The 24,782-nt window shown below is 58.0% G+C and carries 17 protein-coding genes; 14 read left to right on the top strand and 3 right to left on the bottom strand.

Annotated features, from left to right (window positions below):
• Positions 1-27: 27 nt before the first annotated feature.
• Positions 28-1,407 carry an ATP-dependent RNA helicase DbpA gene (gene dbpA / locus ALTER154_RS06625; RefSeq protein WP_160085761.1) on the bottom strand — a complete coding sequence of 460 codons (1,380 nt, stop codon included), beginning with the start codon at positions 1,405-1,407 and terminating at the stop codon, positions 28-30.
• A 60-nt stretch (positions 1,408-1,467) separates the two neighbouring features.
• Positions 1,468-3,687 carry a primosomal protein N' gene (locus ALTER154_RS06620; protein ID WP_160085760.1) on the bottom strand — a complete coding sequence of 740 codons (2,220 nt, stop codon included), beginning with the start codon at positions 3,685-3,687 and terminating at the stop codon, positions 1,468-1,470.
• 156 nt (positions 3,688-3,843) lie between these two features.
• Between ALTER154_RS06620 and rpmE the strand changes: the two genes are divergently transcribed.
• The 4 genes from rpmE (at position 3,844) to ALTER154_RS06600 (ending at position 7,692) form a co-directional block, all read left to right on the top strand.
• Positions 3,844-4,059 carry a 50S ribosomal protein L31 gene (rpmE, locus tag ALTER154_RS06615; RefSeq protein ID WP_090249983.1) on the top strand — a complete coding sequence of 72 codons (216 nt, stop codon included), beginning with the start codon at positions 3,844-3,846 and terminating at the stop codon, positions 4,057-4,059.
• 26 nt (positions 4,060-4,085) lie between these two features.
• Positions 4,086-4,886 carry a thermonuclease family protein gene (locus ALTER154_RS06610; protein ID WP_160090038.1) on the top strand — a complete coding sequence of 267 codons (801 nt, stop codon included), beginning with the start codon at positions 4,086-4,088 and terminating at the stop codon, positions 4,884-4,886.
• On the top strand, positions 4,883-6,322 hold the full coding sequence (locus ALTER154_RS06605; protein WP_160085759.1) for a M48 family metalloprotease: 1,440 nt from the start codon (positions 4,883-4,885) through the stop codon (positions 6,320-6,322). Before ALTER154_RS06610 ends, ALTER154_RS06605 begins: the two co-directional genes overlap by 4 nt.
• A 101-nt stretch (positions 6,323-6,423) precedes the next feature.
• Positions 6,424-7,692, top strand: coding sequence for a malic enzyme-like NAD(P)-binding protein (locus ALTER154_RS06600; RefSeq protein ID WP_160085758.1), 1,269 nt, complete (start codon positions 6,424-6,426; stop codon positions 7,690-7,692).
• A 96-nt stretch (positions 7,693-7,788) separates the two neighbouring features.
• On the opposite strand, the gene ALTER154_RS06595 is transcribed toward ALTER154_RS06600, so the two are convergent.
• Complete coding sequence (locus ALTER154_RS06595) at positions 7,789-10,203, bottom strand: penicillin-binding protein 1A (RefSeq protein WP_372239918.1); 2,415 nt, start codon at positions 10,201-10,203, stop codon at positions 7,789-7,791.
• A 184-nt stretch (positions 10,204-10,387) separates the two neighbouring features.
• On the opposite strand from ALTER154_RS06595, the gene ALTER154_RS06590 reads away from it, so the two are divergent.
• The 10 genes from ALTER154_RS06590 to ALTER154_RS06550 all read left to right on the top strand — a co-directional run bounded on the left by ALTER154_RS06590 (position 10,388) and on the right by ALTER154_RS06550 (position 24,719).
• Positions 10,388-11,452, top strand: a complete 1,065-nt coding sequence (locus ALTER154_RS06590) for a pilus assembly protein PilM (RefSeq protein WP_160085756.1) — start codon at positions 10,388-10,390, stop codon at positions 11,450-11,452.
• The gene (locus tag ALTER154_RS06585; protein WP_160085755.1) at positions 11,452-12,024 is read left to right on the top strand and encodes a PilN domain-containing protein; all 573 of its coding nucleotides are present in this window, start codon (positions 11,452-11,454) and stop codon (positions 12,022-12,024) included. The genes ALTER154_RS06590 and ALTER154_RS06585 overlap by 1 nt, the downstream gene beginning before the upstream one ends.
• Entirely contained in the window at positions 12,021-12,644 is a 624-nt protein-coding gene (pilO, locus tag ALTER154_RS06580) for a type 4a pilus biogenesis protein PilO (protein WP_160085754.1), read from the top strand. Before ALTER154_RS06585 ends, pilO begins: the two co-directional genes overlap by 4 nt.
• Complete coding sequence (gene pilP / locus ALTER154_RS06575) at positions 12,641-13,165, top strand: type 4a pilus biogenesis lipoprotein PilP (protein WP_160085753.1); 525 nt, start codon at positions 12,641-12,643, stop codon at positions 13,163-13,165. Before pilO ends, pilP begins: the two co-directional genes overlap by 4 nt.
• Before the next feature lie 55 nt (positions 13,166-13,220).
• The gene (gene pilQ / locus ALTER154_RS06570; RefSeq protein WP_160090036.1) at positions 13,221-15,308 is read left to right on the top strand and encodes a type IV pilus secretin PilQ; all 2,088 of its coding nucleotides are present in this window, start codon (positions 13,221-13,223) and stop codon (positions 15,306-15,308) included.
• A 4-nt stretch (positions 15,309-15,312) separates the two neighbouring features.
• On the top strand, positions 15,313-15,831 hold the full coding sequence (gene aroK / locus ALTER154_RS20965; RefSeq protein WP_160085752.1) for a shikimate kinase AroK: 519 nt from the start codon (positions 15,313-15,315) through the stop codon (positions 15,829-15,831).
• 51 nt (positions 15,832-15,882) lie between these two features.
• A complete protein-coding gene (gene aroB / locus ALTER154_RS06565) occupies positions 15,883-16,986 on the top strand; it encodes a 3-dehydroquinate synthase (protein WP_160085751.1) in 1,104 nt (367 codons plus the stop codon).
• Positions 16,987-16,996: 10 nt separating this feature from the next.
• Positions 16,997-18,577: an AAA family ATPase gene (locus ALTER154_RS06560; RefSeq protein ID WP_160085750.1), complete on the top strand. Its 1,581-nt coding sequence runs from the start codon at positions 16,997-16,999 to the stop codon at positions 18,575-18,577.
• 240 nt (positions 18,578-18,817) lie between these two features.
• Entirely contained in the window at positions 18,818-23,266 is a 4,449-nt protein-coding gene (gltB, locus tag ALTER154_RS06555) for a glutamate synthase large subunit (RefSeq protein WP_160085749.1), read from the top strand.
• A 34-nt stretch (positions 23,267-23,300) separates the two neighbouring features.
• Entirely contained in the window at positions 23,301-24,719 is a 1,419-nt protein-coding gene (locus ALTER154_RS06550; RefSeq protein WP_160085748.1) for an FAD-dependent oxidoreductase, read from the top strand.
• Positions 24,720-24,782: the final 63 nt, after the last annotated feature.

Here is a 24,782-nt window from a genome sequence, read left to right as displayed (position 1 = left end):
CGACCGTCTGTTTAGCGCTTATGGCAACTATAGGGTACGGATACGCAGCGAGCGGCCCTTGATTTTGCCTTCACTCAGGCACTTGAGTGCCTGCATGGCCACGACCCGTTCAACGGCGACATAGGCCTGGAAGTCGAAGATCGCGATCTTGCCAACCTGCGCGCCAGGGATGCCCGCCGCGCCCGTCAGTGCGCCGAGAATATCGCCGGGGCGCAGTTTATCTTTACGGCCCGCGCCGATGCACAGGGTGATCATCGGTGGCTGTAATGGCGCGCCGCCCTGGTGCTTCAGGCTGCTCAGTGGGTGCCAATTGAGCGGGGCCTTTTGCAGGGTTTCGATGGCTTGAGCACGGTGGCCTTCGGCCGGGGCCACCAGGCTCATGGCCAGGCCCTTTTCACCGGCACGGCCGGTACGGCCGACGCGGTGAATGTGAATTTCCGAATCACGCGCCAGTTCGACGTTGATCACCATGTCCAGCGCATCGATATCCAGGCCGCGGGCGGCCACGTCTGTGGCCACCAGTACGGAAAGGCTGCGGTTGGCAAACATCGCCAGCACCTGATCACGGTCGCGTTGTTCTAGGTCACCGTTCAGCGCGGCGGCCGAAATACCTTTGGCGGTGAGGTGATCGACCACTTCCTGGCACTGCTGCTTGGTAAAGCAGAAGGCCACACAGGACTGCGGGCGATAGCTGTTGAGCAGCTTGACCACCGCGTCCATGCGCTCTTCTGGCGCGATTTCGTAGAAACGCTGCTCGATCTGTGTGTCGTCGTGCAGGGCGTCCGCTTTGACCTGCTGTGGATCGCGCATAAACGTCGCGGACAGCTGCTTGATCCCGGCCGGGTAGGTGGCGGAGAACAGCAGGGTCTGTCGGCGTGTCGGGGTCTGGCTGATGATCTCGGCGATGCTGTCGTAGAAGCCCATGTCGAGCATGCGGTCGGCTTCGTCGAGCACCAGGGTGTTCAGACCGTCAAGTTTCAGCGTGCCCTTGCTCAGGTGCTGCTGGATGCGCCCCGGAGTGCCGACGATGATCTGCGCGCCATGTTCCAGCGAGCCGATCTGCGGGCCAAACGGCACGCCGCCGCACAGAGTCAGAATTTTGATGTTGTCCGCCGAGCGCGCCAGGCGACGCAGTTCCTTGGCGACCTGGTCGGCCAGCTCGCGGGTTGGGCAGATCACCAGTGCCTGACAGCCGAAGTATCGCGGGTTAAGCGGGTTGAGCAGGCCGATGCCGAAGGCGGCGGTCTTGCCGCTGCCGGTCTTGGCCTGGGCAATCAGGTCCATGCCCTTGAGCATTACCGGCAGGCTCTGCGCCTGAATCGGGGTCATCTCGGTGTAACCGAGCGACTCGAGGTTCGCCAGCATGGCGGCGGAAAGCGGCAGAGAAGAGAAAGCGGTGTGGGTCACGGTACAGGCCTGCTAAACGAAATGGCGTGCAGTGTAACAGGCTGCGCACTGCGGCCTGTCTTAGAACAGATCGATGGGGTCGACGTCCAACGACCAACGCACGGCGCGGCCGCTTGGCATCTGCTCCAGTGCGTGCATCCAAGTGTTGAGTAAGCGATGCAGCGGCGCACGGGCGTTCGCCTGCACCAGCAGCTGGGCGCGGTAGCGGCCGGCGCGGCGCTCCATTGGCGCGGGCACCGGACCAAGCAGTTCAATGCCGCTGAGTTTCAGCTCGTTCAGCAACAGCTCTGCTTCCGTGCAGGCATCATCGAGAAAACCTTCAGCCTGGCCGGGTTTGTGTGCCTCGGCACGTAGTAGAGCGAGGTGGCAGAACGGCGGCAGGCCAGCACCTCGCCGTTCACTTAAAGCCTGTTCGGCGAAGGCGAAGTAGCCCTGTTCGGTCAGCTGTACCAATAAAGGATGGTCGGCCAGATGACTTTGGATAATCACCTTACCCGGTTCTTCGGCGCGCCCAGCACGACCGGCGACCTGCACGATCAGCTGGGCCATGCGTTCGCTGGCGCGAAAATCCGCCGAGAACAGGCCGCCATCGGCATCGAGAATCGCCACCAGAGTGACGCGCGGGAAGTGGTGACCCTTGGCGAGCATCTGCGTGCCGACCAGGATGCACGGCTCGCCGCGCTGCACGGTGTTGAACAGGGTGGTCATGGCCTCCTTGCGCGAGGTGCTGTCGCGGTCGACGCGCAAGACCGGCACGTCGGGGAAGAGAATCTCCAGACGTTCTTCGGCGCGCTCGGTGCCGGCGCCGACCGGTCGCAGGTCGACGTTGTTGCACTTCGGGCAGTTACTCGGCTGGCGCTCGACGTGGCCGCAGTGGTGGCAACGCAGCTCGCGTGAGCGCTGGTGCACGGTCATGCGTGCGTCGCAGCGCGGGCACTCGGACAACCAGCCGCAGTCGTGGCAGAGCAGGGTCGGAGCGAAACCGCGGCGGTTGAGGAACACCAATACTTGCTGGCCGGCCTGCAAGGTTTGTGCGATGGCCTGCTGCATGGGGCCGGAGATGCCGGAATCCAGCGGTCGGCTTTTCACATCCAGGCGCAGAAAACGCGGCTGCTTGGCGCCGCCGGCGCGCTCACGCAGGTGCAGCAGGGCGTAGCGGCCACTGTGGGCGTTGTGCAGGCTTTCCAGTGACGGCGTGGCCGAGCCCAGCACGATCGGGATGTTCTCCTGATGGGCACGTACCACCGCCAGGTCGCGGGCGTGGTAGCGCAGACCTTCCTGCTGTTTATAGGAGGCGTCGTGCTCCTCGTCGATGATGATCAGCCCCGGCCTCTGCATGGGGGTGAACAACGCCGAGCGGGTGCCGATGATGATGTCCGCCTCGCCATCGCGCGCCGCCAGCCAGGCGTCCAGGCGTTCGCGGTCATTCACTGCCGAGTGCAGCAGGGCGATGCGCGCGTTGAAGCGCTGCTCGAAACGCGCCAGGGTTTGCGGACCGAGGTTGATCTCCGGGATCAGCACCAGGGCCTGCTTGCCGGCCTCCAGGGTTTCGCGGATCAGCTGCAGGTAGACCTCGGTCTTGCCGCTGCCGGTGACCCCGGCGAGAAGAAAGGCGTTGAAGCTGCCGAAACCTGAGCGGATTGCCTCGCTGGCTGCGCGCTGCTCAGCATTCAGCGGCAGTTCCGGCTGCGCCAACCAGTTGGCGTGACGCTCGCTCGGCGCATGACGGCGCACGTCAATCTGCACCAGACCCTTTTCCAGCAGCAGGTCGAGGCTGTCCTTGTTCAGCTGCAGTTTGCTCAGCAGTGCATGGGCAACGCCGTGGGGGTGCTGGGCCAGGGTTTTCAGGGCGTCGCGCTGACGCGGTGCGCGGCTCAGGCGGGGGTCGTCCAACTGCGCGCCGGCGGTGACCGACCAGAAGCGCTGTTGGCGTACTTCCGCCGGCTCGCCCTGGCGCAGCAGTACTGGAAGTGCCCAGCTCAGGGTGTCGCCCAGGCTGTGCTGGTAATACTGCGCGGTCCACAGGCACAGCTTGAACAGTGCGGGCGGCAGTGGCGATTGGGCGTCCAGTAATTGCAGGGCGGGCTTGAGCTTGTCTGCCGGTACGTCGCTGTGCTCGGTGACTTCGATCAGGATGCCGATCATTTCGCGCCGGCCAAATGGTACGCGCAGCCGCGCACCCGGCTGCAAAGCGCTGCGCGGCACACCGGGCGGGGCACGGTAGTCGAACAGGCGGCGCAGCGGCGAGGGCAATGCGAGGCGCAATATGACGTCGGGCAAGCGGTGGGCTCCTGGTTGCAGGGCGCGATCTTAGCATGCTGCCAGTCGACGGCCGGCCTTGCGTCGCGGCGGTGCTCTGGTATTATCGCCGGCCTATTTCTGTGCGGTACCTGACAATAGTGTCTGGTGGCGGCACGACAGCCCTGAGGAATCATCATGAAAGCCGATATCCACCCGAACTATGTAGCCGTCACCGCCACCTGCAGCTGTGGCAACGTGATCGAAACTCGCTCCACCCTGGCCAAGCCGTTGAGCCTGGACGTGTGCAACGAGTGCCACCCGTTCTACACCGGCAAGCAGAAAATGCTGGATACCGGCGGCCGTGTTGATCGCTTCAAGCAGCGTTTCGGCATGTTCGGCGCCAAGCAGTAAGCTTGCGCACAGCGACGCAGACCCATATGGGTTCCACCTCGCTACTGAAAAAGGCGTCCCTTGTGGGCGCCTTTTTCGTTTTCGGCGTTTATGCAGGCGGCGCCCTGGCGTTCTGTCCGGCGCCGGCCAACTTGCCCAGTGCCAAGGTGCAGCGGGTGGTGGATGGCGACACCTTGCGCCTGGTCGATGGCCGCACAGTGCGGTTGATTGGCTTGAACAGCCCGGAGATGGGTCGGCAGGGGCGTTCCGCCGAGCCGTTTGCCGAGGCCGCGCGCCAACGCCTGCAGGCGCTGCTGGCGGCCAGTGATGGTCGAGTGGCCCTGCAGCTTGGTCGACAGGCCAAGGACCACTACGGGCGCACCCTGGCCCACGCCTATGACGACCGTGGTAATAATCTGGAAGCGCAGCTACTCGCCGAGGGCTTGGGCTATCAGGTGGCGGTTGCACCTAACCTGGCGCTGGTGCAGTGCCAGCAAGCCGCCGAGCGCAGTGCGCGGCAGGCGCGTGCCGGGCTCTGGCAGCGTTCGCCAGTGCTAGCACCTAAGCAGTTGAGCCGTGGCGGCTTTGCCTTGCTCCGTGGGCAGGTGCTGCGTATCGAACGCAATGGCGGCGGTCTGTGGCTGGAAATGGGCGATTCGCTGGTGCTGCATATCGCGCCCCGGGCGTTGGGCAATTTTGATCTGCGCGCGGTCGAAAGCCTTGAAGGTCGCCAGGTCGAGGCTCGTGGCTGGGTGATCGACCGCTCCAGACGTGGCGGCTTGCGCGCGGGACAGGCGCGTTGGATGCTGCCATTGACTGATAAGGCCATGTTGGAGGCCCTGCCATGATCCTGCGTGTACTGACGCTCTCTGTCCTGCTGGTACAGTTAGCCGGCTGTGCGGTCAATCCGGCCACTGGCCGCAGCGATTTCGTGATGATGAGCGAGCAGCAGGAACTCGACCTCGGGCGCCGCTACAACCAGGAAATCCTCAAAGAAAACCCGCGCTACGCCGATGAGAAGCTGCAGGCCTACGTGCAGCAGGTCGGTGAGCGGGTGGCGAAGAATAGCCACCGCAACCAGCTGGCCTATCAGTTCACCGTGGTCGACAGCCCGGATATCAACGCCTTTGCCCTGCCGGGCGGCTACATCTATATCCATCGAGGCCTGCTGGCCTATCTCAGCTCGGAAGCCGAACTGGCCGCCGTGCTAGGTCATGAGGTCGGCCACGTCACCGCGCGGCACAGCGTGCAGCAGCAAAGCCAGTCCACGGCCTGGGGCTTGCTCGGCCAGGCTGTGGCGATTGGCACTGGCGTGGGTGCTGCTGCCGATGTCACCGGAGTGCTGGGCAGTGCCGTTGTCCGTGGCTATGGCCGCGATATGGAGTTGGAGGCCGATGGTCTGGGCGCGCAGTACCTGGCGCGCAGCGGTTATGACCCGCAGGCGATGATCGAAGTGGTCAAGGTGCTGAAAAATCAGGAAGACTTTGCCCGCGACCAAGCTGCCGCGCGCGGTGAGGCGCAACCTGCGGGCGGCTACCACGGGCTGTTCGATACTCATCCGGATAACGACCGGCGTTTGCAGCAGGTGCTGGGCCCGGCGCGGGCCTTGGCTACAGGTCAGCAGGAGGTCAATCGCGAGGCCTTTCTCAAACGCCTTGAAGGTCTGCCCTTTGGAGACTCCGCCGAAACCGGTGTGCGTCGCGGCCAGCGCTTTTACCATGCAGATCTGAACTTCACCCTGGCGTTTCCCAAGGGCTGGAGCCTGCTCAATCGCCCGGATGCGCTGATCGGTCACACCGCCGATCAGCAGGCGTTTATCGCCATGACCCTGGAAGATAACCCGCAGCAACTGACGCCGGCTGAACTGTTGCGCCAGCGCGTCGGCGGTCAGCGGTTGGTGGCCGGCGTCGAGTTGCAGCAGGCTGGTCTCAAAGGCTATAGCGCGGTGATTCCAGGCACTGCCGCCAAGCGCGTGGCGGTTATCCAGCATGGTGCGCGGGTTTACCTGTTTGTAGGAGCAGTACGTGGTCGCGCCTCGCTGGAAACTCAGGATGAGCAGTTTCTCAGCGTGATCAAAAGCTTTCGGCCGATGACCAGCGCCGAGTTCCAGCAGGCGCAGCCGCTGCGCTTGCAGATGGTCAAGGTCAAGCCGGGACAAACCATCGAGGCGCTGGCCAAAGGCAGCAAATTGCCGGGGGATGCGCTGAAGACCCTGCGCCTGCTGAATAACCTCTACCCTTCAGGGCAGCCGCGTGCTGGCGACTGGCTGAAGGTCGTGCGCTAGGGCTGGCGTGCCCATCCGGACTCGTCAGTCTTGTGCAGCTGTATACAACTTGCGTATCCTCGCCGCCTGCCTGTTCAACAGCCCAAAGCGGAAATGCCAACATGTCTGATTTGAAAACAGCCGCTCTCGAATACCATGCCAATCCCCGTCCGGGTAAGCTGAGTGTCGAGCTCACCAAGCCCACCGCAACTGCGCGCGATCTGTCCCTGGCCTATAGCCCTGGTGTCGCTGAGCCTGTGCGCGAAATCGCGCGTGACCCGGAGCTGGCGTACCGCTACACCGGCAAAGGCAACCTGGTGGCAGTTATTTCCGACGGCACCGCTATTCTCGGCCTGGGCGACCTGGGTCCGCTGGCTTCCAAGCCGGTGATGGAAGGTAAGGGCGTGTTGTTCAAGCGTTTTGCCGGCATCGATGTATTCGATATCGAAGTCGAGTCTGAAAGCCCGCAGGCATTTATCGACACCGTACGCCGCATCTCGATCACCTTCGGTGGCATCAACCTGGAAGACATCAAGGCACCCGAGTGCTTTGAAATTGAACGCACGCTGATCGAACAGTGCGACATTCCAGTGTTCCACGATGACCAGCACGGCACCGCGATCGTGACTGCAGCCGGCATGCTCAACGCCCTGGAAATCGCCGGTAAAACACTGCCAGAGGCCAAAATTGTGTGCCTGGGTGCTGGCGCAGCCGCAATCTCCTGCATGAAGCTGCTGGTGAGCATGGGCGCCAAGGTCGAGAACATCTTTATGATCGACCGCAAAGGCGTGATCCACGCTGGCCGCGATGACCTCAATCAGTACAAAGCTGTGTTCGCCAGTGAAACCACCAAGCGCACCATGGCTGATGCCCTGGACGGTGCCGATGTCTTCGTCGGCCTGTCGGGTGCCAACCTGCTGGCGGCTGAAGACCTCAAGCGCATGGCGCCGAATCCGATTGTGTTCGCTTGCTCCAACCCTGACCCGGAAATCAAACCGGAGCTGGCGCGCGAAGTGCGCAGCGATGTGATCATGGCCACCGGTCGTTCCGACTACCCGAACCAGGTCAACAACGTGCTGGGCTTCCCGTTCATCTTCCGCGGTGCGTTGGACGTTCGTGCGACCCGTATCAACGAGGAAATGAAGATCGCTGCAGCCCTGGCTCTGCGTGACCTGGCCAAGCTGCCGGTGCCCCAGGAGGTCTGTGACGCTTACGGCGGTATTGCCCTGTCGTTTGGCCGTGAGTACATCATTCCGAAGCCGATGGACCCGCGCCTGATCACTGTGGTCTGCGATGCTGTGGCCAAGGCCGCGATTGAAAGCGGGGTGGCGACTCTGTCGTATCCGAAGCATTACCCGCTGCAGTCGGTAAACGACGTGTTCAACGGCTAATGGCTTAGCTCAAGAGCAATAAAAAACCCGCTAAGGCGGGTTTTTTATTGGCGCGATTTCCGGTTTGCTAAGCCGCTGCTTAAGGTGCCGAGTGGCTTAGAACAGGTCGATCGGCGCAGATTCGTCAGCGGGTAGCGGGCTACCCGGGATGTAGGTACCCGGCTCAAACTCACCCATTGGCGGTGGTGAGTCCTCACTTTTGAACAGCTCGAAATAGGCTTCCGGTGTATCCGGTGTAGCGGCGCGACCGCTGTGGGGATCGATACGCAGGGTCAGCAAACCTTCGGGTTCGGCCAGTAGATGGCTTGGCTTGTCCTTCAGGGCTGCAGCCATGTAGCTCATCCAGATCGGCAGGGCTACAGTGCCGCCATACTCATTGCGACCCAGGCTTTCCGGTTGATCAAAGCCGGCCCAGACCGTGGTGATGTAGTCGGCGTTATAACCAGAGAACCAGCTGTCTTTTGATTCGTTGGTGGTGCCAGTTTTGCCTGCCAGGTCATCACGGCCCAAGGCCATGGCGCGGCGCCCCGTACCGCGTTTGATCACATCTTGAAGCATGCTGGTCATGATGTAGGCGGTGCGCCCATCAATGATCTGCTCGGCAAGTACCGGCTCAGGCGGCATAGGCTGGTCGCCGGTGCTGAGTTGTATCGTGCTGTTTTGTTCTGCGCGCTGAGCGATCCCAGTAGGTGTTTGCGCTGGGTTGGCGTTGAACAGCTGTTTGCCAGTGCGATCCTCAATCCGTTCGATCAAGTAGGGCTCGGTCTTATAGCCGCCGCTGGCAAACACGCTCCAGCCTTCGGCGATTTCCATTGGGGTCAGACTTGCGGTGCCAAGCGCCAATGACAGGTTGGGCGGCAGGTCCTTTTTGTCAAAACCAAAACGCTCGATATAGCTCAAGGTGCTGGCAATGCCGAGGTCTTGCAGCAGGCGAATCGATACGAGGTTGCGCGAGCGGTACAAGGCTTCGCGTAGGCGGATCGGACCCAGGAAGGTGTTGTTGTCATTCTTCGGTCGCCAAACCTGCGACAGCGCGTCATCGGCGAACACAATTGGCGCGTCATTCACCAGGGTAGCGGCGGTGTAGCCTTTATCCAGCGCGGCGCTGTACACGAAGGGTTTGAAGCTCGAGCCGGGTTGGCGCTTGGCCTGGGCGGCACGGTTGTAGTTGCTCTGCTCAAAAGAAAATCCGCCCACCAAGGCGCGGATGGCACCGTTGTTCGGGTCCAGGGAAACAAGAGCGCTTTGTGCTGCGGGGAGCTGAACGAAGCGCAGGCTTCCATCATCCTGAGGCTGCACACGAATCAGGTCGCCTATCTGGCTGACATCCGCAGGCTGCTGTGGGCGTGAACCAAGGCTGTTGGTGTTAAGGAATGGTCGCGCCCACTTCATGCTGTCCCAAGCCACGGCCTGTTCTTCGCCGTTACGCAGCAGGACCATAATTCCGCTTTTCTCTACGCCGGTAACAATGGCCGGTTCCAGGCCGCCGAGAGAGGTCTGCTTGCTCAGTTCGGTTAACCAATTTTCTTTGGTCATGCCGGGTAGTCGGCTTTCTGGTCCGCGATAGCCGTGGCGCTGGTCGTATGTGATCAAGCCTTCGCGTACGGCCGTATTGGCCGCCAGCTGCAGATCGCTCGGTACCGTGGTGGTGACATTAAAGCCTTCGGTGTAGGCCTCGCTGCCGTAGCGCCCGACCATCTCAGCTCGCGCCATTTCGGCTATGTAAGGCGCTACCAGCTCGGGCGTTGGCACGTGGTAACTGACATTGATCGGCTCGGCGAGCGCCTCTTTGTAGCGCTGCTGGTCAATGCGACCCAGGCTGAACATGCGCCCGAGAATCCAGTCGCGGCGCTCAAGGGCACGTGTTGGGTTGACTAGCGGATTGAAGCGCGAAGGCGCTTTAGGCAGTCCGGCAATCATGGCCATCTGTGAAAGAGTGACGTCGCGAATGGACTTGCCGTAATACACCTGAGCGGCTGCTTCGATACCGTAGGCGCGATTACCGAGGTAAATCTTATTCACGTAAAGTTCAAGAATTTCGTTCTTACTAAGCTCTCGCTCAATTTGCAGAGCTAGAAGTATCTCGTTGATCTTGCGTGAGAAACTTCTTTCACTGGTCAGGAAGAAGTTCTTTGCTACCTGCATGGTGATGGTGCTGCCACCACTCTGGATTTGCCCGCTTTTTAAGATTTGCGTCGCAGCGCGCATCAGGCTGGTCAGGTCGACGCCATAATGATTGGCAAAGTTGTCGTCTTCGGCTGCCAGCAGCGCGCTGATGAAGTCTTGGGGAATGTCTTCAAAGGCGATGGGCGAGCGGCGCATTTCACCGAATTCGGCAATCAGCTTGGCGTCGCTGCTGTAAACGCGCAGAGGAATCTGCAGCTGAATACTGCGCAATGATTCGACGGATGGAAGGCTGGGGCTAAGATAGAGGAAGGCCCCGCTGAAACTGAGTACCAGACCACAAAAAGCGGCGAGGCTAGACCAGCAAAAAAAACGCAAAAGACGCATCAAGATTTTTGGATTTCCAGATAAAAGAACGGGTTAAGCGAAACACAAGGTTAAAAGAGAAAAACTGATCACATTATAAGCGGTTTTTTTGCCGGGTAGCCATTTGCGCTTCTGTCAAGACTGTTATTTAATGTGAAAAAACATAAATAGTCCGTAAGTCGCGGATGCCAATAGGAAATCGGTCGTGCTAGGGCTCTTCAATAAGAAAGCGAATACGCTACTCGGGATCGATATCAGTTCGACCTCCGTCAAGCTCCTCGAATTGAGCCGCTCCGGAAGCCGCTACAAGGTAGAGGCTTACGCAGTCGAGCCGCTCCCGCCAAACGCGGTGGTCGAGAAAAACATCGCAGAGCTGGAAGGTGTGGGTCAGGCCCTTTCACGTGTGCTAGCGAAGGCTAAGAGCGGTGTAAAAACCGTCGCCGTCGCGGTTGCCGGGTCTGCTGTTATTACCAAGACCATCGAAATGGAAGCCGGGCTTTCTGATGATGAGCTCGAAAACCAACTGAAGATCGAAGCCGACCAGTACATCCCCTATCCCTTAGAAGAAGTTGCCATCGATTTCGAGGTGCAGGGCGCATCCCCGCGTAATGCCGATCGAGTTGAGGTGCTGCTCGCAGCATGTCGCAAAGAGAACGTCGAGGTTCGTGAGGCCGCTCTTGCGCTTGCTGGTCTCACCGCCAAAGTGGTTGATGTCGAGGCTTATGCCTTGGAGCGCGCCTATGGTTTGTTGATTGACCAATTGGGTGGTGATCGCGATGAGCTGACCGTAGCGGTTGTCGACATTGGCGCCACCATGACCACGCTCAGTGTTCTCCACAACGGCCGTACCATCTACACCCGCGAGCAACTGTTTGGTGGCAAGCAGTTGACCGAAGAGATTCAGCGTCGTTACGGCTTGTCAGTTGAAGAGGCAGGCCTTGCCAAGAAGCAAGGCGGCTTACCGGATGACTACGACAGCGAAGTGTTGCAGCCTTTTAAAGAAGCCGTGGTGCAACAAGTCGCTCGATCGCTGCAGTTCTTTTTCGCTGCAGGTCAGTTCAATGATGTCGACTACATCCTGTTGGCAGGCGGTACGGCGTCGATTCCAGACCTTGATCGTTTGATTCAGCAAAAAATTGGTACTCAGACATTGGTCGCTAACCCATTCGCTGAAATGGCACTGAGTGGAAAGGTCAACGCTGGTGCGCTCGCCAGTGATGCGCCAGCCTTGATGATTGCCTGTGGTCTGGCAATGAGGAGTTTCGACTAATGGCGCGGATTAACCTTTTACCTTGGCGCGAGCAGCTGCGCGAAGAGCGCAAGCAGCGCTTTCTAGTAACACTTGCTGGTGTCTTTATCGTAGCAGCAGGCACTGTATTTCTTGGGGATCAATATCTTAATGGTGCTATTGAGCAACAGGATGCTCGGAATGAGTTTGTCCGTAAGGAAATTGCTGTTCTGGATGCGCGCATTAAAGAAATTAGTGAGCTGAAAACCCGTCGTCAGCAGCTTCTTGAGCGGATGAAGATCATTCAGGATTTACAAGGTAACCGACCTATTATTGGTCGTGTCTTTGACCAGTTAGTTAGAACACTACCTGATGGTGTGCATTTCACTGCAGTAAAAATGGCTGCTAAGAATATCTCAATTGTTGGCGCGGCTGAATCTAACAATCGTGTATCGAATCTGATGCGAAATTTAGACGCTTCAGAGTGGCTAACGGCGCCGAATCTAACTGAAGTTAAGTCTGTTACGGCCGGGGCGGTTGATCAGGCTAATGTGTTTCAGCTAAGTGTGCAGCAGACCCAGCCTGCGCTTGCTCCCGAGGAGGCTAAGCAATGAGTCTTAATGATTCTTTAGAAAGCCTGCGTCAGATTGATCTAAATGATCTTGATTTTAATAATGTTGGCTCGTGGCCTGCGGCGGTCAAGTTTATTGCGGGTGCTCTGTTGCTAATTGCTGTTGTTGCTTTTGGTTATAATTTTCACCTTAAAGACCTTCAGACTCAGTTGGACGGTAAAAGAGCTGAAGAGGCTATCCTGAAAGAGCAGTTCTCAAGTAAGGCTTTTCAAGCGGCAAACCTAGATGCCTACAAGGATCAGATGCAAGAGATGGAGGTTTCATTTGGCGCCCTCTTGAAGCAGCTCCCAAGCGATACAGAGGTTCCGGGTCTTCTGGAGGATATAACTAGGACAGGGTTGGGTAGTGGTTTAGAGTTTGAAGAAATTAAATTATTGCCTGAGGCTGCACAGCAATTCTATATAGAACTACCTATTCAAATAACTGTCGTTGGGTCATATCATGATCTGGCAACTTTTGTTAGTGGTGTTGCAAGTCTGCCGCGAATTGTGACTTTGCATGATTTTAATCTGGTTCCTGTAAGTGCGGATACTTCTTCTAAGCTGCGCATGAGTATTCTGGCCAAAACTTATCGCTATAATGATAAGGGGGGCGTGCAATGATACTTTTCAGAGTTTTACTTGGGCTTTCAATTGTTATGGTTTCAGGGTGTGGTGGTGGAGGCGACTTTTCAGATCTCCAGTCATATATGGATGAGGTGCGTGCTCGGCCTAAAGGTGAAATTGAACCGCTGCCAAAATTTCAGCCCTATGAAAGCTTTGCATACAGCGCTGCTGCGTTGAGAAGCCCATTTCAACCTCCAGTAAAACTGGAAGTGGCGGATAGGCAGAAAGGTTCTAAAGATATTAAGCCCGATGAAACACGCACTAAGCAATTTCTTGAAGGATTCAATATAGAATCCTTTGTAATGGTGGGTACCTTGGCTAATGATACTGGCTCCTTTGCTCTGGTGAATGGCGCTGGGGGTGTTCACCGGGTGCGGGTGGGTGATTATCTCGGTCGTAACCATGGTCGGATACTTGGTATAGATGAATCCAAAATTGATGTAATTGAAATCGTTCCGGATGGTGAGGGTGGTTGGTTGGAGCGACCGCGTAGCCTGTCCCTTAAGGAGCGCTCTTAACTAGAGCGGAATGAAAATGAAAAAAAATAATCGATCTGCTCAGTGGAATATGATTATGAACATATCTCCTTCTTTAGTTGGTTTCTCTTTTCTAGCGGCACTCGTGTCTCCCTCGTTGATGGCCGCTGACTTAACAGCGCTTGATGTCGCTGCCTTGCCAGGGGATCGCGTCGAATTAAAGCTGACATTCGACGAGCCAGTGCTCGCTCCTCGCGGCTATACCATTGAGCAGCCGGCGCGTATTGCGCTTGATTTGCCTGGTGTATCGAACAAGTTAGGTTTAAAAAATCGCGAGCTCGGTGTTGGTAATGCTCGTAGTGTGACCGTGGTCGAGGCGAAAGACCGTACGCGGCTTGTCATTAACTTGTCGAGCCTTTCTCCTTACCACACTCGCGCTGAGGGAAATAGCCTCTTCGTTGTGGTTGGTGAGGGCTCTAAAGTTTCTGCTGCTTCGGCGGCGCCAGTTGTAACTACTGCCGTTGCTCCTTCGAAGAAATATGCTCCGCAAGTGAGGGGGATTAGTAATATAGATTTTCAGCGCGGTGAGCAGGGAGAGGGGAATGTGGTTATAACCTTGTCCGATTCTTCTGTAAGTCCTGATATACAAGATCAAGGCGGTAAGATTCGTCTGGACTTTGCTAAAACACAGTTGCCTGAATCGCTGCGTGTGAAGCTTGATGTGAAGGATTTTGCTACTCCGGTTCAGTTCGTAAGCAGTACTGGAACTGCTGATAAAGTCAGTATTGTTATTGAGTCGTCCGGTGTCTATGACTATTTGGCGTATCAAACAGATAACAAGTTGACTTTAAGTATTAAGCCGTTGACTCAATTTGAAGCTGAAAAGCGAAAAGCCGATAGTTTTGCATATGCAGGTGAAAAGCTTTCTCTTAATTTTCAAGACATTGATGTTCGGTCGGTTCTTCAACTTATTGCAGACTTTACTGATCTGAACTTGGTGGCTAGTGATACTGTAGCTGGGAACATTACTCTTCGGTTGCAAAATGTTCCGTGGGATCAGGCTTTAGATCTTGTCCTGAAAACGAAGGGGTTGGATAAGCGCAAGATAGGTAATGTACTTCTCGTAGCTCCCGCAGACGAAATAGCTGCGCGTGAGAGGCAGGAGCTTGAGTCGCAAAAACAGATTGCAGAGTTGGCGCCTTTGCGTCGTGAGCTAATTCAGGTGAATTATGCTAAGGCGTCCGATATGGCGAAGCTTTTTCAGTCGGTAACAAGCGCTGATGGTAAAGCTGATGATCGTGGCTCAATAACTGTTGATGATAGAACAAACAGTATTATTGCCTATCAAACACAGGAGCGTTTAGACGAGCTCCGCCGTATAGTTTCTCAGCTTGATGTTGCTGTTCGTCAGGTTATGATTGAGGCGAGGATTGTTGAGGCGAATGTTGATTACGATAAGGAGCTTGGGGTTAACTGGCGTGGTGCGCGCGTCGGCAATAGTAACTTTGTCGTCGGTGGTAGTGATGGTAATCGTGTAGGGGCTCCTGGCTACGGCCAGAATCCCGGTGTTCAAAATCCTACGCCATCGCTTGGTAATTTTGTAGATCTTGGTGTTAGCGAGGCTACATCTGGAATTGGTATCGGTTTTATAACAGACAATACTATTTTAGACCTTGAGCTCTCTGCCATGGAAAAAACTGGGAACGGTGAGATTGTATCTCAGCCTAAAGTGGTTACTTCGGATAAGGAAACGGCCAAAATTTTGAAAGGTTCAGAGATTCCTTATCAAGAGGCGAGTTCTAGTGGCGCTAGCACCACTTCATTTAAAGAGGCTGCTCTCTCTTTAGAAGTTACACCTCAAATTACGCCAGATAACCGTATAATTATGGAAGTAAAAGTAACAAAAGATGCACCGAACTTTGAGCGCGCCCTCAATGGGATTCCGCCTATCGATAAGAACGAGGTGAATGCGAAAGTTTTGGTCAGTGATGGCGAAACCATTGTTATTGGGGGTGTGTTCTCCAATACCCAGACCAAGTCTGTTGATAAGGTTCCTTTTCTAGGCGAGTTGCCTTACGTAGGTCGACTGTTCAGGCGAGATAGTGTTCAGGAACAAAAGTCAGAATTACTTGTTTTCCTGACTCCCCGTATAATGAACAGTCCAGCTGTTGCGGTGAGTCGTTGACTCAGTGCGAAATTTGATCCTTGTAGGCCCGATGGGCGCTGGGAAAAGCACCATCGGGCGCCTGCTTGCTAAAGAGTTGCGGTTGCCGTTCAAAGACTCTGATAAAGAGATTGAGCAGCGTACGGGCGCGGATATTCCTTGGATCTTTGATGTTGAAGGTGAGCAGGGATTTCGTGAGCGTGAGCAGGCGGTGATTGCAGACCTTTGCGATGTCGACGGTATGGTGCTTGCCACTGGCGGCGGTGCGGTAATGCGTGCTGAAAACCGTGTTGCCCTTAGGCGCGGTGGACATGTGGTCTATCTGCATGCGTCTGTCGAGCAGCAGGTGGATCGCACTTCACGTGATCGAAATCGTCCCCTGTTGCGGGCGGCGGATCCGGGTAAGGTTCTGGCTGATCTGTTGGCAGTTCGTGATCCGCTTTACCGTGAAATCGCCGACGTAGTAGTCGAAACCGACGAGCGTCCGCCTCGTCTGGTGGTACAAGAGATCCTTGAGCGTCTTGAGGCGCTTTCTCCCCGTTAAAGCGCAGGCTGAACTGCGCTATCCTAGGCCCCTTTGAAACCTGGGGGCTCTATGCAAACTCTTCATGTCGATCTTGGTGAGCGCAGCTACCCGATCTATATCGGTGGCGAGCTGTTGGCTCGTGATGATGTGTTGGTGGCCCACATTGTTGGTCGTCAAGTCGCGATCGTAACCAATGAGACAGTTGCACCCCTATATCTCGCAGCGCTTGAGCGCTCGCTTACTGGTTTTGCCGTAACTTCTGTTGTTTTGCCTGATGGCGAAAGTTACAAAACCTGGGAAACCCTGCAGCTGATTTTTGACGGGTTGCTAGGTGCGCGGCATGACCGGCGCACGACCGTGATTGCTCTAGGGGGGGGCGTAATTGGTGATATGGCGGGGTTTGCAGCGTCGTGTTACCAGCGCGGTGTCAATTTCATTCAGGTGCCAACAACATTGCTGTCTCAGGTTGATTCGTCGGTTGGCGGCAAAACCGGGATCAACCACCCGTTGGGTAAAAATATGGTGGGTGCCTTTTATCAGCCGCAAGCTGTGTTGATCGATACTGCTACGCTCGCTACCTTGCCCGCTCGAGAATTGTCAGCCGGTTTGGCTGAGGTGATTAAGTACGGTTTGATCTGTGATGAGCCCTTCCTGTCCTGGCTTGAGGCTCATATGCCAGCATTGCGCGCCTTAGACCAGGAGGCCCTGACTGCTGCAATTGCTCATTCCTGCGCTGCCAAAGCCCGTGTGGTTGCGGCGGATGAGCGTGAGTCAGGTGTGCGCGCTACGTTGAATCTCGGGCACACCTTCGGCCATGCCATCGAGACGCACCAAGGCTATGGTTCGTGGCTGCATGGTGAGGCGGTGGCGGCGGGTACTGTAATGGCGTTGGATATGTCTGAGCGGTTGGGCTGGATTAGCAAGCCCGAGCGCGATCGTGCTGTTCGGTTGTTTATGGCTGCAGGGTTGCCGGTTGTACCACCTGAGGATATGACGCCTGAGGATTTTATGGAGCATATGGCGGTCGACAAGAAAGTCCTTGATGGCAAGCTGCGTCTGGTGTTGTTGCGTGGCTTGGGTGAGGCGGTTGTAACCGGTGATTTTCCCCGCGAAATTTTGAATGCCACGCTGAGCGCAGACTATGCGGCGCAGCTGGCTCGGCTTAAAAATTAACGAGTGTCCCATGACAAGTCTGCATGCTGACGAGGCGTTTCTCGATCATTACCACTTCACCCACGACCCTTTCGCTTCGAGGGTGCCGGGGTTCAAGTTTTTCCCTGCCCAGCGTAAGCCAGTGCTGGGTCAGTTGCACCATCTGGCGCGTTACAGTCAGTTGTTGCTGGTGGTCAGTGGGCCGGAAGGCAGTGGCAAGACCCTGCTCCGCCAGGCGCTGGTAGCGAGTACCAATAAGCAGGCAGTGCAGAGTCTTGTGGTGTCCGCCAAGGGCGCTTCGGATCCCGCGAGCATTTTGCGTCAGGTCGCGCAGGGGCTGCAGGTGCAGCGGCCAGAGCTGCCGGCCATTCTTGCGCAGGTTGGGCAATTAGCGCTGACTGGGCAGGAAGTCTATGTGCTGGTGGATGATGCTGAAGACCTCAGTGATGCGGCCTTGACCAGCTTGCTGAGTCTGGCGGTTGGCAATGCGGAAGGGCGTCCGCATGTTTTTCTGTTTGCTGATTCGCAGCTGCTGCCGCGGCTTGAGCGTGTGGCTGCGGGTGATGAGTGCTTTCATGTCATCGAGTTGCAGCCCTATAGCGAGGATGAGACGCGCGAGTATCTGGCTCAGCGTCTTGAGGGTGCGGGGCAGGGCATTGAGGTGTTGAGTGATGGCCAGGTTGCCGATATTCATGAGCAATCTTCCGGCTGGCCGGGCGTAATCAATCAGGTTGCGCGCGAGTCGCTGGTTGAGGCGATGTTGGCGCAGCGTGGTGCGGCGAGTCGTGGTGGTTTTTCCTTCAGTTTGCCGCGCAAGCATTTGCTGGCCCTTTGTGTGGTGGCTATCGGCGTGCTGGCTGCCTGGTTTATGCAAGGGCGGGTGGTCGAGGATATTGATACGCCGGTGATTGCACAGTTGCCACTCGGTGAAACTCCTCCGTCTGTCGTGGTTGCGGAGCCAGGCGCGACAGCTGCTCCGGCGGTTGCGCCGGCGATTCAATTTGAGGGTGCCAATCAGCCACTGCCGCTGCCTTTGGTGGGCGAAGCGCAGCCGGTGATTCGTGAGCCTTTGGCGCAGGCCGCCGGTTTGAGTGGCGCTGAAGAAGCTGACGCAGCGGGTGTGTCAGGCGCTGCGGATATCGCGCCTGAGCCGGCAGTGTCAGCAAGTGTTCCGGTTGCGCCAGTTGTGCCTGAACCGGTTAAGGTAGCACCTGTGGTTGCTCCGCCTGCTGCGCCTGTGGTCAAACCGGTTGCGTCAGTGGTCACAGCGGCACCGTCGCCAGCAAAGCCTAAAGCTCCGCCCCCTGCGGCCAAGCCGGCGGCTGGTGGTGATTGGTATGCTGCGCAGGCGGGCTCACGTTATACCCTGCAGATTCTCGGCGCGCGTTTGGAGAGTGGTGCTCAGGCGTTTGTAAAAGCCAACGGTGCGGATTACCACTATTTCAAGAAGCAGCATCAGGGTAAGCCGCTGTACGTGGTCACCTATGGCAGCTTTGCCACGCGTGATGCGGCGCAGGCGGCCTTGCGTACCCTGCCTGCAAAAGTGCAGGCTGGTAAGCCATGGCCGCGTAACTTCGCCGGCATTCAGCAAGAGATTGCTCAGGCGCGCTAGCTGATACACTTCAGCGCTCGCGCTGACCGGTCGGTCGCTACCACGACCTTCCGGTCTTATCCTTCGTTTTCGCGACATATTTTTTCAAGGCTTCGTCACTAAGGTTTGTGACGACCTAGGTGGGTATGTACAATGACTGCCCTTTCGCCTGCGCAAAGCTGGGGCTTAGTCCTGCGCGCATGGTAAGTGGTTGAATTAGAAAGTAATTGCCTTGTGATAGGCCGTCTGGTGAGAGTCCCTATGAAAGCAGGTTTGTACCGTCCTGATGAGTTCAAGGATAACTGCGGCTTCGGCCTTATCGCCCATATGCAGGGTGAGGCTAGCCATCACCTGCTGCAGACCGCGATTGAAGCCCTGACATGCATGACCCACCGTGGCGGGATCAACGCCGACGGTAAGACCGGTGACGGTTGCGGTCTGCTGATCCAGAAGCCTGATGCTTTCCTGCGGGCCATGGCCCAGCAGCACTTTGCCGTCGAGCTGCCTAAGCAGTACGCCGTCGGCATGGTGTTCCTCAACCAAGATCCAGTGAAGGCTGAAGCGGCCCGCGAAAACATGAATCGCGAGATTCTCGCTGCCGGCCTGAGCCTGGTCGGCTGGCGCAAAGTGCCAATCGACACCAGCGTACTTGGCCGCTTAGCGCTTGAGCGTCTGCCACAGATCGAGCAGGTGTTTATCGGCGGCGAAGGTCTGTCCGATCAGGAGTTTGCGATCAAGCTGTTCAGTGCCCGTCGTCGCTCATCGGTGGCCAACGCCGCTGACAGCGATCACTACATCTGCAGCTTTTCGCACAAGACCATCATCTACAAAGGCCTGATGATGCCGGCCGACCTGCAGCAGTTCTACCCGGACCTGGGTGACGAGCGTTTGCAGACCGCTATTTGCGTATTCCACCAGCGCTTCTCCACCAACACCTTGCCGAAGTGGCCGCTGGCTCAGCCCTTCCGCTTCCTGGCGCACAACGGTGAAATCAACACCATCACCGGCAACCGTAACTGGGCGCAGGCGCGCCGTATGAAGTTCGCCAACGACCAGATCTTTGATTTGGATGAGCTTGGCCCTCTGGTCAACCGCGTAGGTTCCGACTCATCGAGCATGGACAACATGCTTGAGCTGATGGTCACCGGCGGCATCGACCTGTTCCGCGGCGTGCGCATGATCATTCCGCCTGCGTGGCAGAACGTTGAAACCATGGACGCCGATCTGCGCGCGTTCTACGAATACAACTCCATGCACATGGAACCCTGGGATGGTCCGGCCGGTGTGGTACTCACCGATGGCCGCCATGCCGTGTGCCTGCTCGACCGTAACGGTCTGCGTCCGGCGCGCTGGGTCACCACCAAGAACGGCTACATCACCCTGGCCTCGGAAATCGGCGTGTGGAACTACGCTCCCGAGGACGTATTGGCTAAGGGCCGCGTAGGCCCGGGTCAGATCCTCGCCGTAGACACCGAAACCGGGCAGATCCTCGGCAGCGACGACATCGACAACCGTCTGAAGTCGCGTCATCCCTACAAACAGTGGATGCGCAAGAGTGCCCAGCGCATTCAGGCGACCCTGGAAGACCGCGACCATGGTTCGGCGTTCTACGACGTCGACCAGCTCAAGCAGTACATGAAGATGTACCAGGTCACCTTCGAGGAGCGTGACCAGGTGCTGCGTCCGCTGGGCGAACAAGGCCAGGAAGCAGTCGGCTCCATGGGCGATGACACGCCGATGGCCGTGCTCAGCCAGCGCGTGCGCTCGCCGTACGACTACTTCCGCCAGCAGTTCGCCCAGGTTACCAACCCGCCGATCGACCCGCTGCGTGAAGCCATCGTCATGTCGCTGGAGATCTGCCTCGGTGCCGAGCGCAATATCTTCGAAGAATCGCCTGAGCACGCCGCACGGGTGATTCTCAGCAGCCCGGTGATCTCGCCGGCCAAGTGGCGCGCCTTGATGAACCTGGATCGCCCAGGCTTCGAGCGTCAGCTGATCGACATGAACTACGACGAGTCGCTCGGCCTGGAAGCCGCCGTGCGCAACATGGCCGATCAGGCTGAAGAAGCGGTGCGCGCCGGTAAGGTGCTGCTGGTTCTGTCTGACCGTCATATCGCACCTGGCAAGCTGCCGGCTCACGCCTCGCTGGTTACCGGTGCGATTCACCACCGTCTGACCGAGAAAGGCCTGCGCTGCGACTGCAATATTCTGGTCGAGACTGCAACTGCCCGCGACCCGCATCACTATGCCGTGCTGCTCGGCTTCGGCGCGTCGGCGGTTTATCCGTTCCTGGCTTACGAAGTGCTGGGCGACCTGATCCGCACCGGCGAAGTGCTGGGTGATCTGTATGAAGTGTTCAAGCACTACCGCAAAGGCATCTCCAAGGGCCTGCTGAAGATCCTGTCGAAGATGGGTATCTCCACTGTTGCGTCCTACCGTGGTGCGCAGCTGTTTGAAGCGGTCGGCCTGGCTGATGACGTCACCGAGCTGTGCTTCCGTGGTGTGGCCAGCCGCATCAAGGGCGCGCGCTTCGTCGATATCGAAAACGAGCAGAAGCTGCTCGCGGCCGAAGCCTGGAATGCGCGCAAGTCGATCCAGCAAGGCGGCTTGCTAAAGTTCGTTTACGGCGGCGAGTACCACGCCTACAACCCGGATGTGGTCAACACCCTGCAGGCGGCGGTGCAGCAAGGTAGCTACGAAAAATTCAAGGAATACACCACGCTGGTCGACACCCGTCCGGTGTCGATGCTGCGCGACCTGCTGAAACTGAAGCTGGCCGATCAGCCGCTGGCGCTGGATCAGGTTGAGCCACTGGGCGATATCCTCAAGCGCTTCGACTCTGCCGGGATTTCCCTTGGCGCGTTGTCGCCTGAGGCACACGAAGCCATTGCCGAAGCGATGAACCGCCTGGGCGCGCGCTCCAACTCCGGTGAGGGCGGCGAAGACCCGGCCCGTTACGGCACCGTGCGCAGCTCGAAGATCAAGCAGGTGGCCACTGGCCGTTTCGGTGTAACCCCCGAATATTTGGTCAACGCCGAAGTGCTGCAGATCAAGGTTGCTCAGGGCGCCAAGCCCGGTGAGGGCGGCCAGCTGCCGGGCGGCAAGGTCAACGGTCTGATCGCCAAACTGCGTTACGCAGTGCCGGGCGTGACCCTGATTTCGCCACCACCGCACCACGACATTTATTCCATCGAAGACCTGGCGCAGCTGATCTATGACCTCAAACAGGTTAACCCGGTTGCGCTGGTTTCGGTCAAGCTGGTGGCGGAAGCCGGTGTCGGCACCATCGCCGCCGGTGTGGCCAAGGCTTACGCCGACCTGATCACCATCTCCGGTTACGACGGTGGCACCGGCGCATCACCGCTGACCTCGATCAAGTACGCCGGTGCGCCGTGGGAACTCGGCCTGGCCGAAACCCACCAAACACTGCGCGGCAACGACCTGCGCGGCAAGGTGCGGGTACAGACCGACGGCGGCCTGAAAACCGGCCTCGACGTGATCAAGGCGGCTATCCTCGGCGCCGAAAGCTTCGGCTTCGGTACTGCGCCGATGATCGCCCTGGGCTGCAAATACCTGCGTATCTGTCACCTGAACAACTGCGCCACCGGCGTGGCCACGCAGAACGACAAGCTGCGCAAGGATCACTTCATCGGCACCGTCGAAATGGTGATGAACTTCTTCACCTATGTCGCCGAAGAAACCCGTGAGTGGCTGGCCAAGCTGGGCGTACGCAGCCTGGAAGAGCTGATCGGGCGTACCGATCTGCTGGAAATGCTGCCGGGCGAAACCGCCAAGCAGGGTCATCTTGACCTGACGCCGCTGCTCGGCAGTGACCACATTCCGGCTGACAAGCCGCAGTTCTGCCTGGTTGATCGCAATCCGCCGTTCGACGAAGGCCTGCTGGCCGAGAAGATGGTCGAGCTGGTCAAGCCGGCGATTGAGGCAGCCAGCGGTGCTGAGATTGATCTGGAAATCTGCAACTGTGACCGTTCCATCGGTGCCCGTGTCTCCGGCGAAATCGCCCGCAAACACGGCAACCAGGGCATGGCCAAGGCGCCAATCACCTTCCGCTTCAAGGGCACTGCGGGCCAGAGCTTCGGCGTTTGGAACGCCGGTGGTCTGAACCTGTACCTGGAAGGCGACGCCAACGACTACGTCGGCAAGGGCATGACCGGCGGCAAGCTGGTGATCACCCCGCCGAAAGGCAGTCCGTTCAAGACCCAGGACAGCGCCATCATCGGCAACACCTGTCTGTACGGCGCCACTGGCGGTAAGCTGTTCGCCGCTGGTACTGCGGGCGAGCGTTTTGCCGTGCGTAACTCCGGTGCACACACCGTGGTTGAGGGCACTGGCGACCATTGCTGCGAATACATGACCGGCGGCTTTGTCTGCGTACTGGGCAAAACCGGCTACAACTTCGGCTCCGGCATGACTGGCGGTTTCGCCTACGTGCTGGATCTGGATAACAGCTTCTACGACCGCGTTAACCACGAGCTGGTGGAAATTCAGCGGATCAACAATGAGTCGATGGAGGCTTACCGTAGCCACCTGGAACGCGTGCTCGCCGAGTACGTCCAGGAAACATCGAGTGAGTGGGGCGCGACCCTGCTGGAAAACCTGGACGACTACCTGCGCAAGTTCTGGCTGGTCAAACCGAAGGCGGCAAGCCTGAAGTCGTTGCTCTCCAGCACCCGTGCCAACCCGCAATAAGAATGCGCCTGAAGTGGTTTGATGAGGTATTGCAATGACTGAACGTCTGAATAACGACTTCCAGTTCATCGAAGTCGGGCGCAAAGACCCGAAGAAGAAACTGTTGCGTCAGCGTAAGAAAGAGTTCGTCGAGATCTACGACAACTTCAAGCCTGCGCAAGCGGCCGACCAGGCACACCGCTGCCTAGGCTGTGGCAACCCCTATTGCGAATGGAAGTGCCCCGTGCACAACTTCATTCCCAACTGGCTCAAGCTGGTGTCCGAGGGCAACATCCTCGCCGCCGCCGAACTGTCGCACCAGACCAACACCCTGCCGGAAGTCTGCGGCCGCGTGTGTCCGCAAGACCGTCTTTGCGAGGGTGCCTGCACCCTCAACGACGGTTTCGGTGCGGTGACCATCGGCTCGGTGGAGAAGTACATCACCGATACGGCGTTCGCCATGGGCTGGCGTCCGGATATGTCGCGCGTGGTGCCAACTGGCAAACGCGTTGCGGTGATCGGTGCCGGTCCGGCAGGGCTGGGCTGCGCCGACGTCCTGGTGCGCAACGGTGTGACCCCGGTGGTATTCGACAAGAACCCGGAAATCGGCGGTCTACTGACTTTCGGTATCCCCGAGTTCAAGCTGGAGAAGAGCGTGCTGAGCAATCGCCGCGAAGTCTTCACCGGCATGGGCGTCGAGTTCCGCCTGAACACCGAGATCGGCACAGACATCACCATGCAGCAGCTGCTGGATGAGTACGATGCCGTGTTTATGGGCATGGGCACCTACACCTACATGAAGGGCGGCTTCCCCGGCGAAGACCTGCCGGGCGTCACCGATGCGCTGGATTTCCTGATCGCCAACGTCAACCGCAACCTCGGTTTCGAGAAGAATGCGGAAGACTTTATCGATATGAAGGGCAAGCGCATCGTCGTGCTCGGCGGCGGCGACACCGCGATGGACTGCAACCGTACCTCGATTCGCCAGGGCGCCAAGTCGGTCACCTGCGCCTATCGCCGTGACGAAGAAAACATGCCGGGCTCGCGCAAGGAAGTGAAGAACGCCAAGGAAGAAGGGGTGAAATTCCTCTTCAACCGTCAGCCCATCGCCATCGTTGGTGAAGGCAAGGTTGAGGGCGTGAAAGTGGTCGAGACCCGTCTCGGCGAGCCGGATGCCCGTGGCCGTCGCAGCCCTGAGCCGATTCCGGGCTCCGAGGAAATCATCCCGGCGGAAGCCGTGCTGATCGCCTTCGGTTTCCGTCCAAGCCCAGCTGCCTGGTTCAGCGATTTCACGATCGAAACCGACAGCCAAGGCCGCGTCGTAGCGCCTGAGCAGAGCCAGTTCAAGCACCAGACCAGCAACCCGAAGATCTTCGCCGGTGGTGATATGGTTCGCGGTTCTGACCTGGTGGTGACGGCGATCTTCGAAGGCAGGAACGCCGCCGAAGGTATCCTCGACTACCTCGGCGTCTAAGCGTCTGCGTGATTGGCTTGGCCTCACGGGCCGAGGCAAATCGTCGCAATAGATAAAAGGCAC

It is taken from the genome of Pseudomonas sp. 9AZ, assembly GCF_902506525.1.
Taxonomy (GTDB): Bacteria; Pseudomonadota; Gammaproteobacteria; order Pseudomonadales; family Pseudomonadaceae; genus Aquipseudomonas; species Aquipseudomonas peli.
Note: the sequence above shows the minus strand (reverse complement) of the source record. Positions and strands in the feature narration are given on the sequence as shown.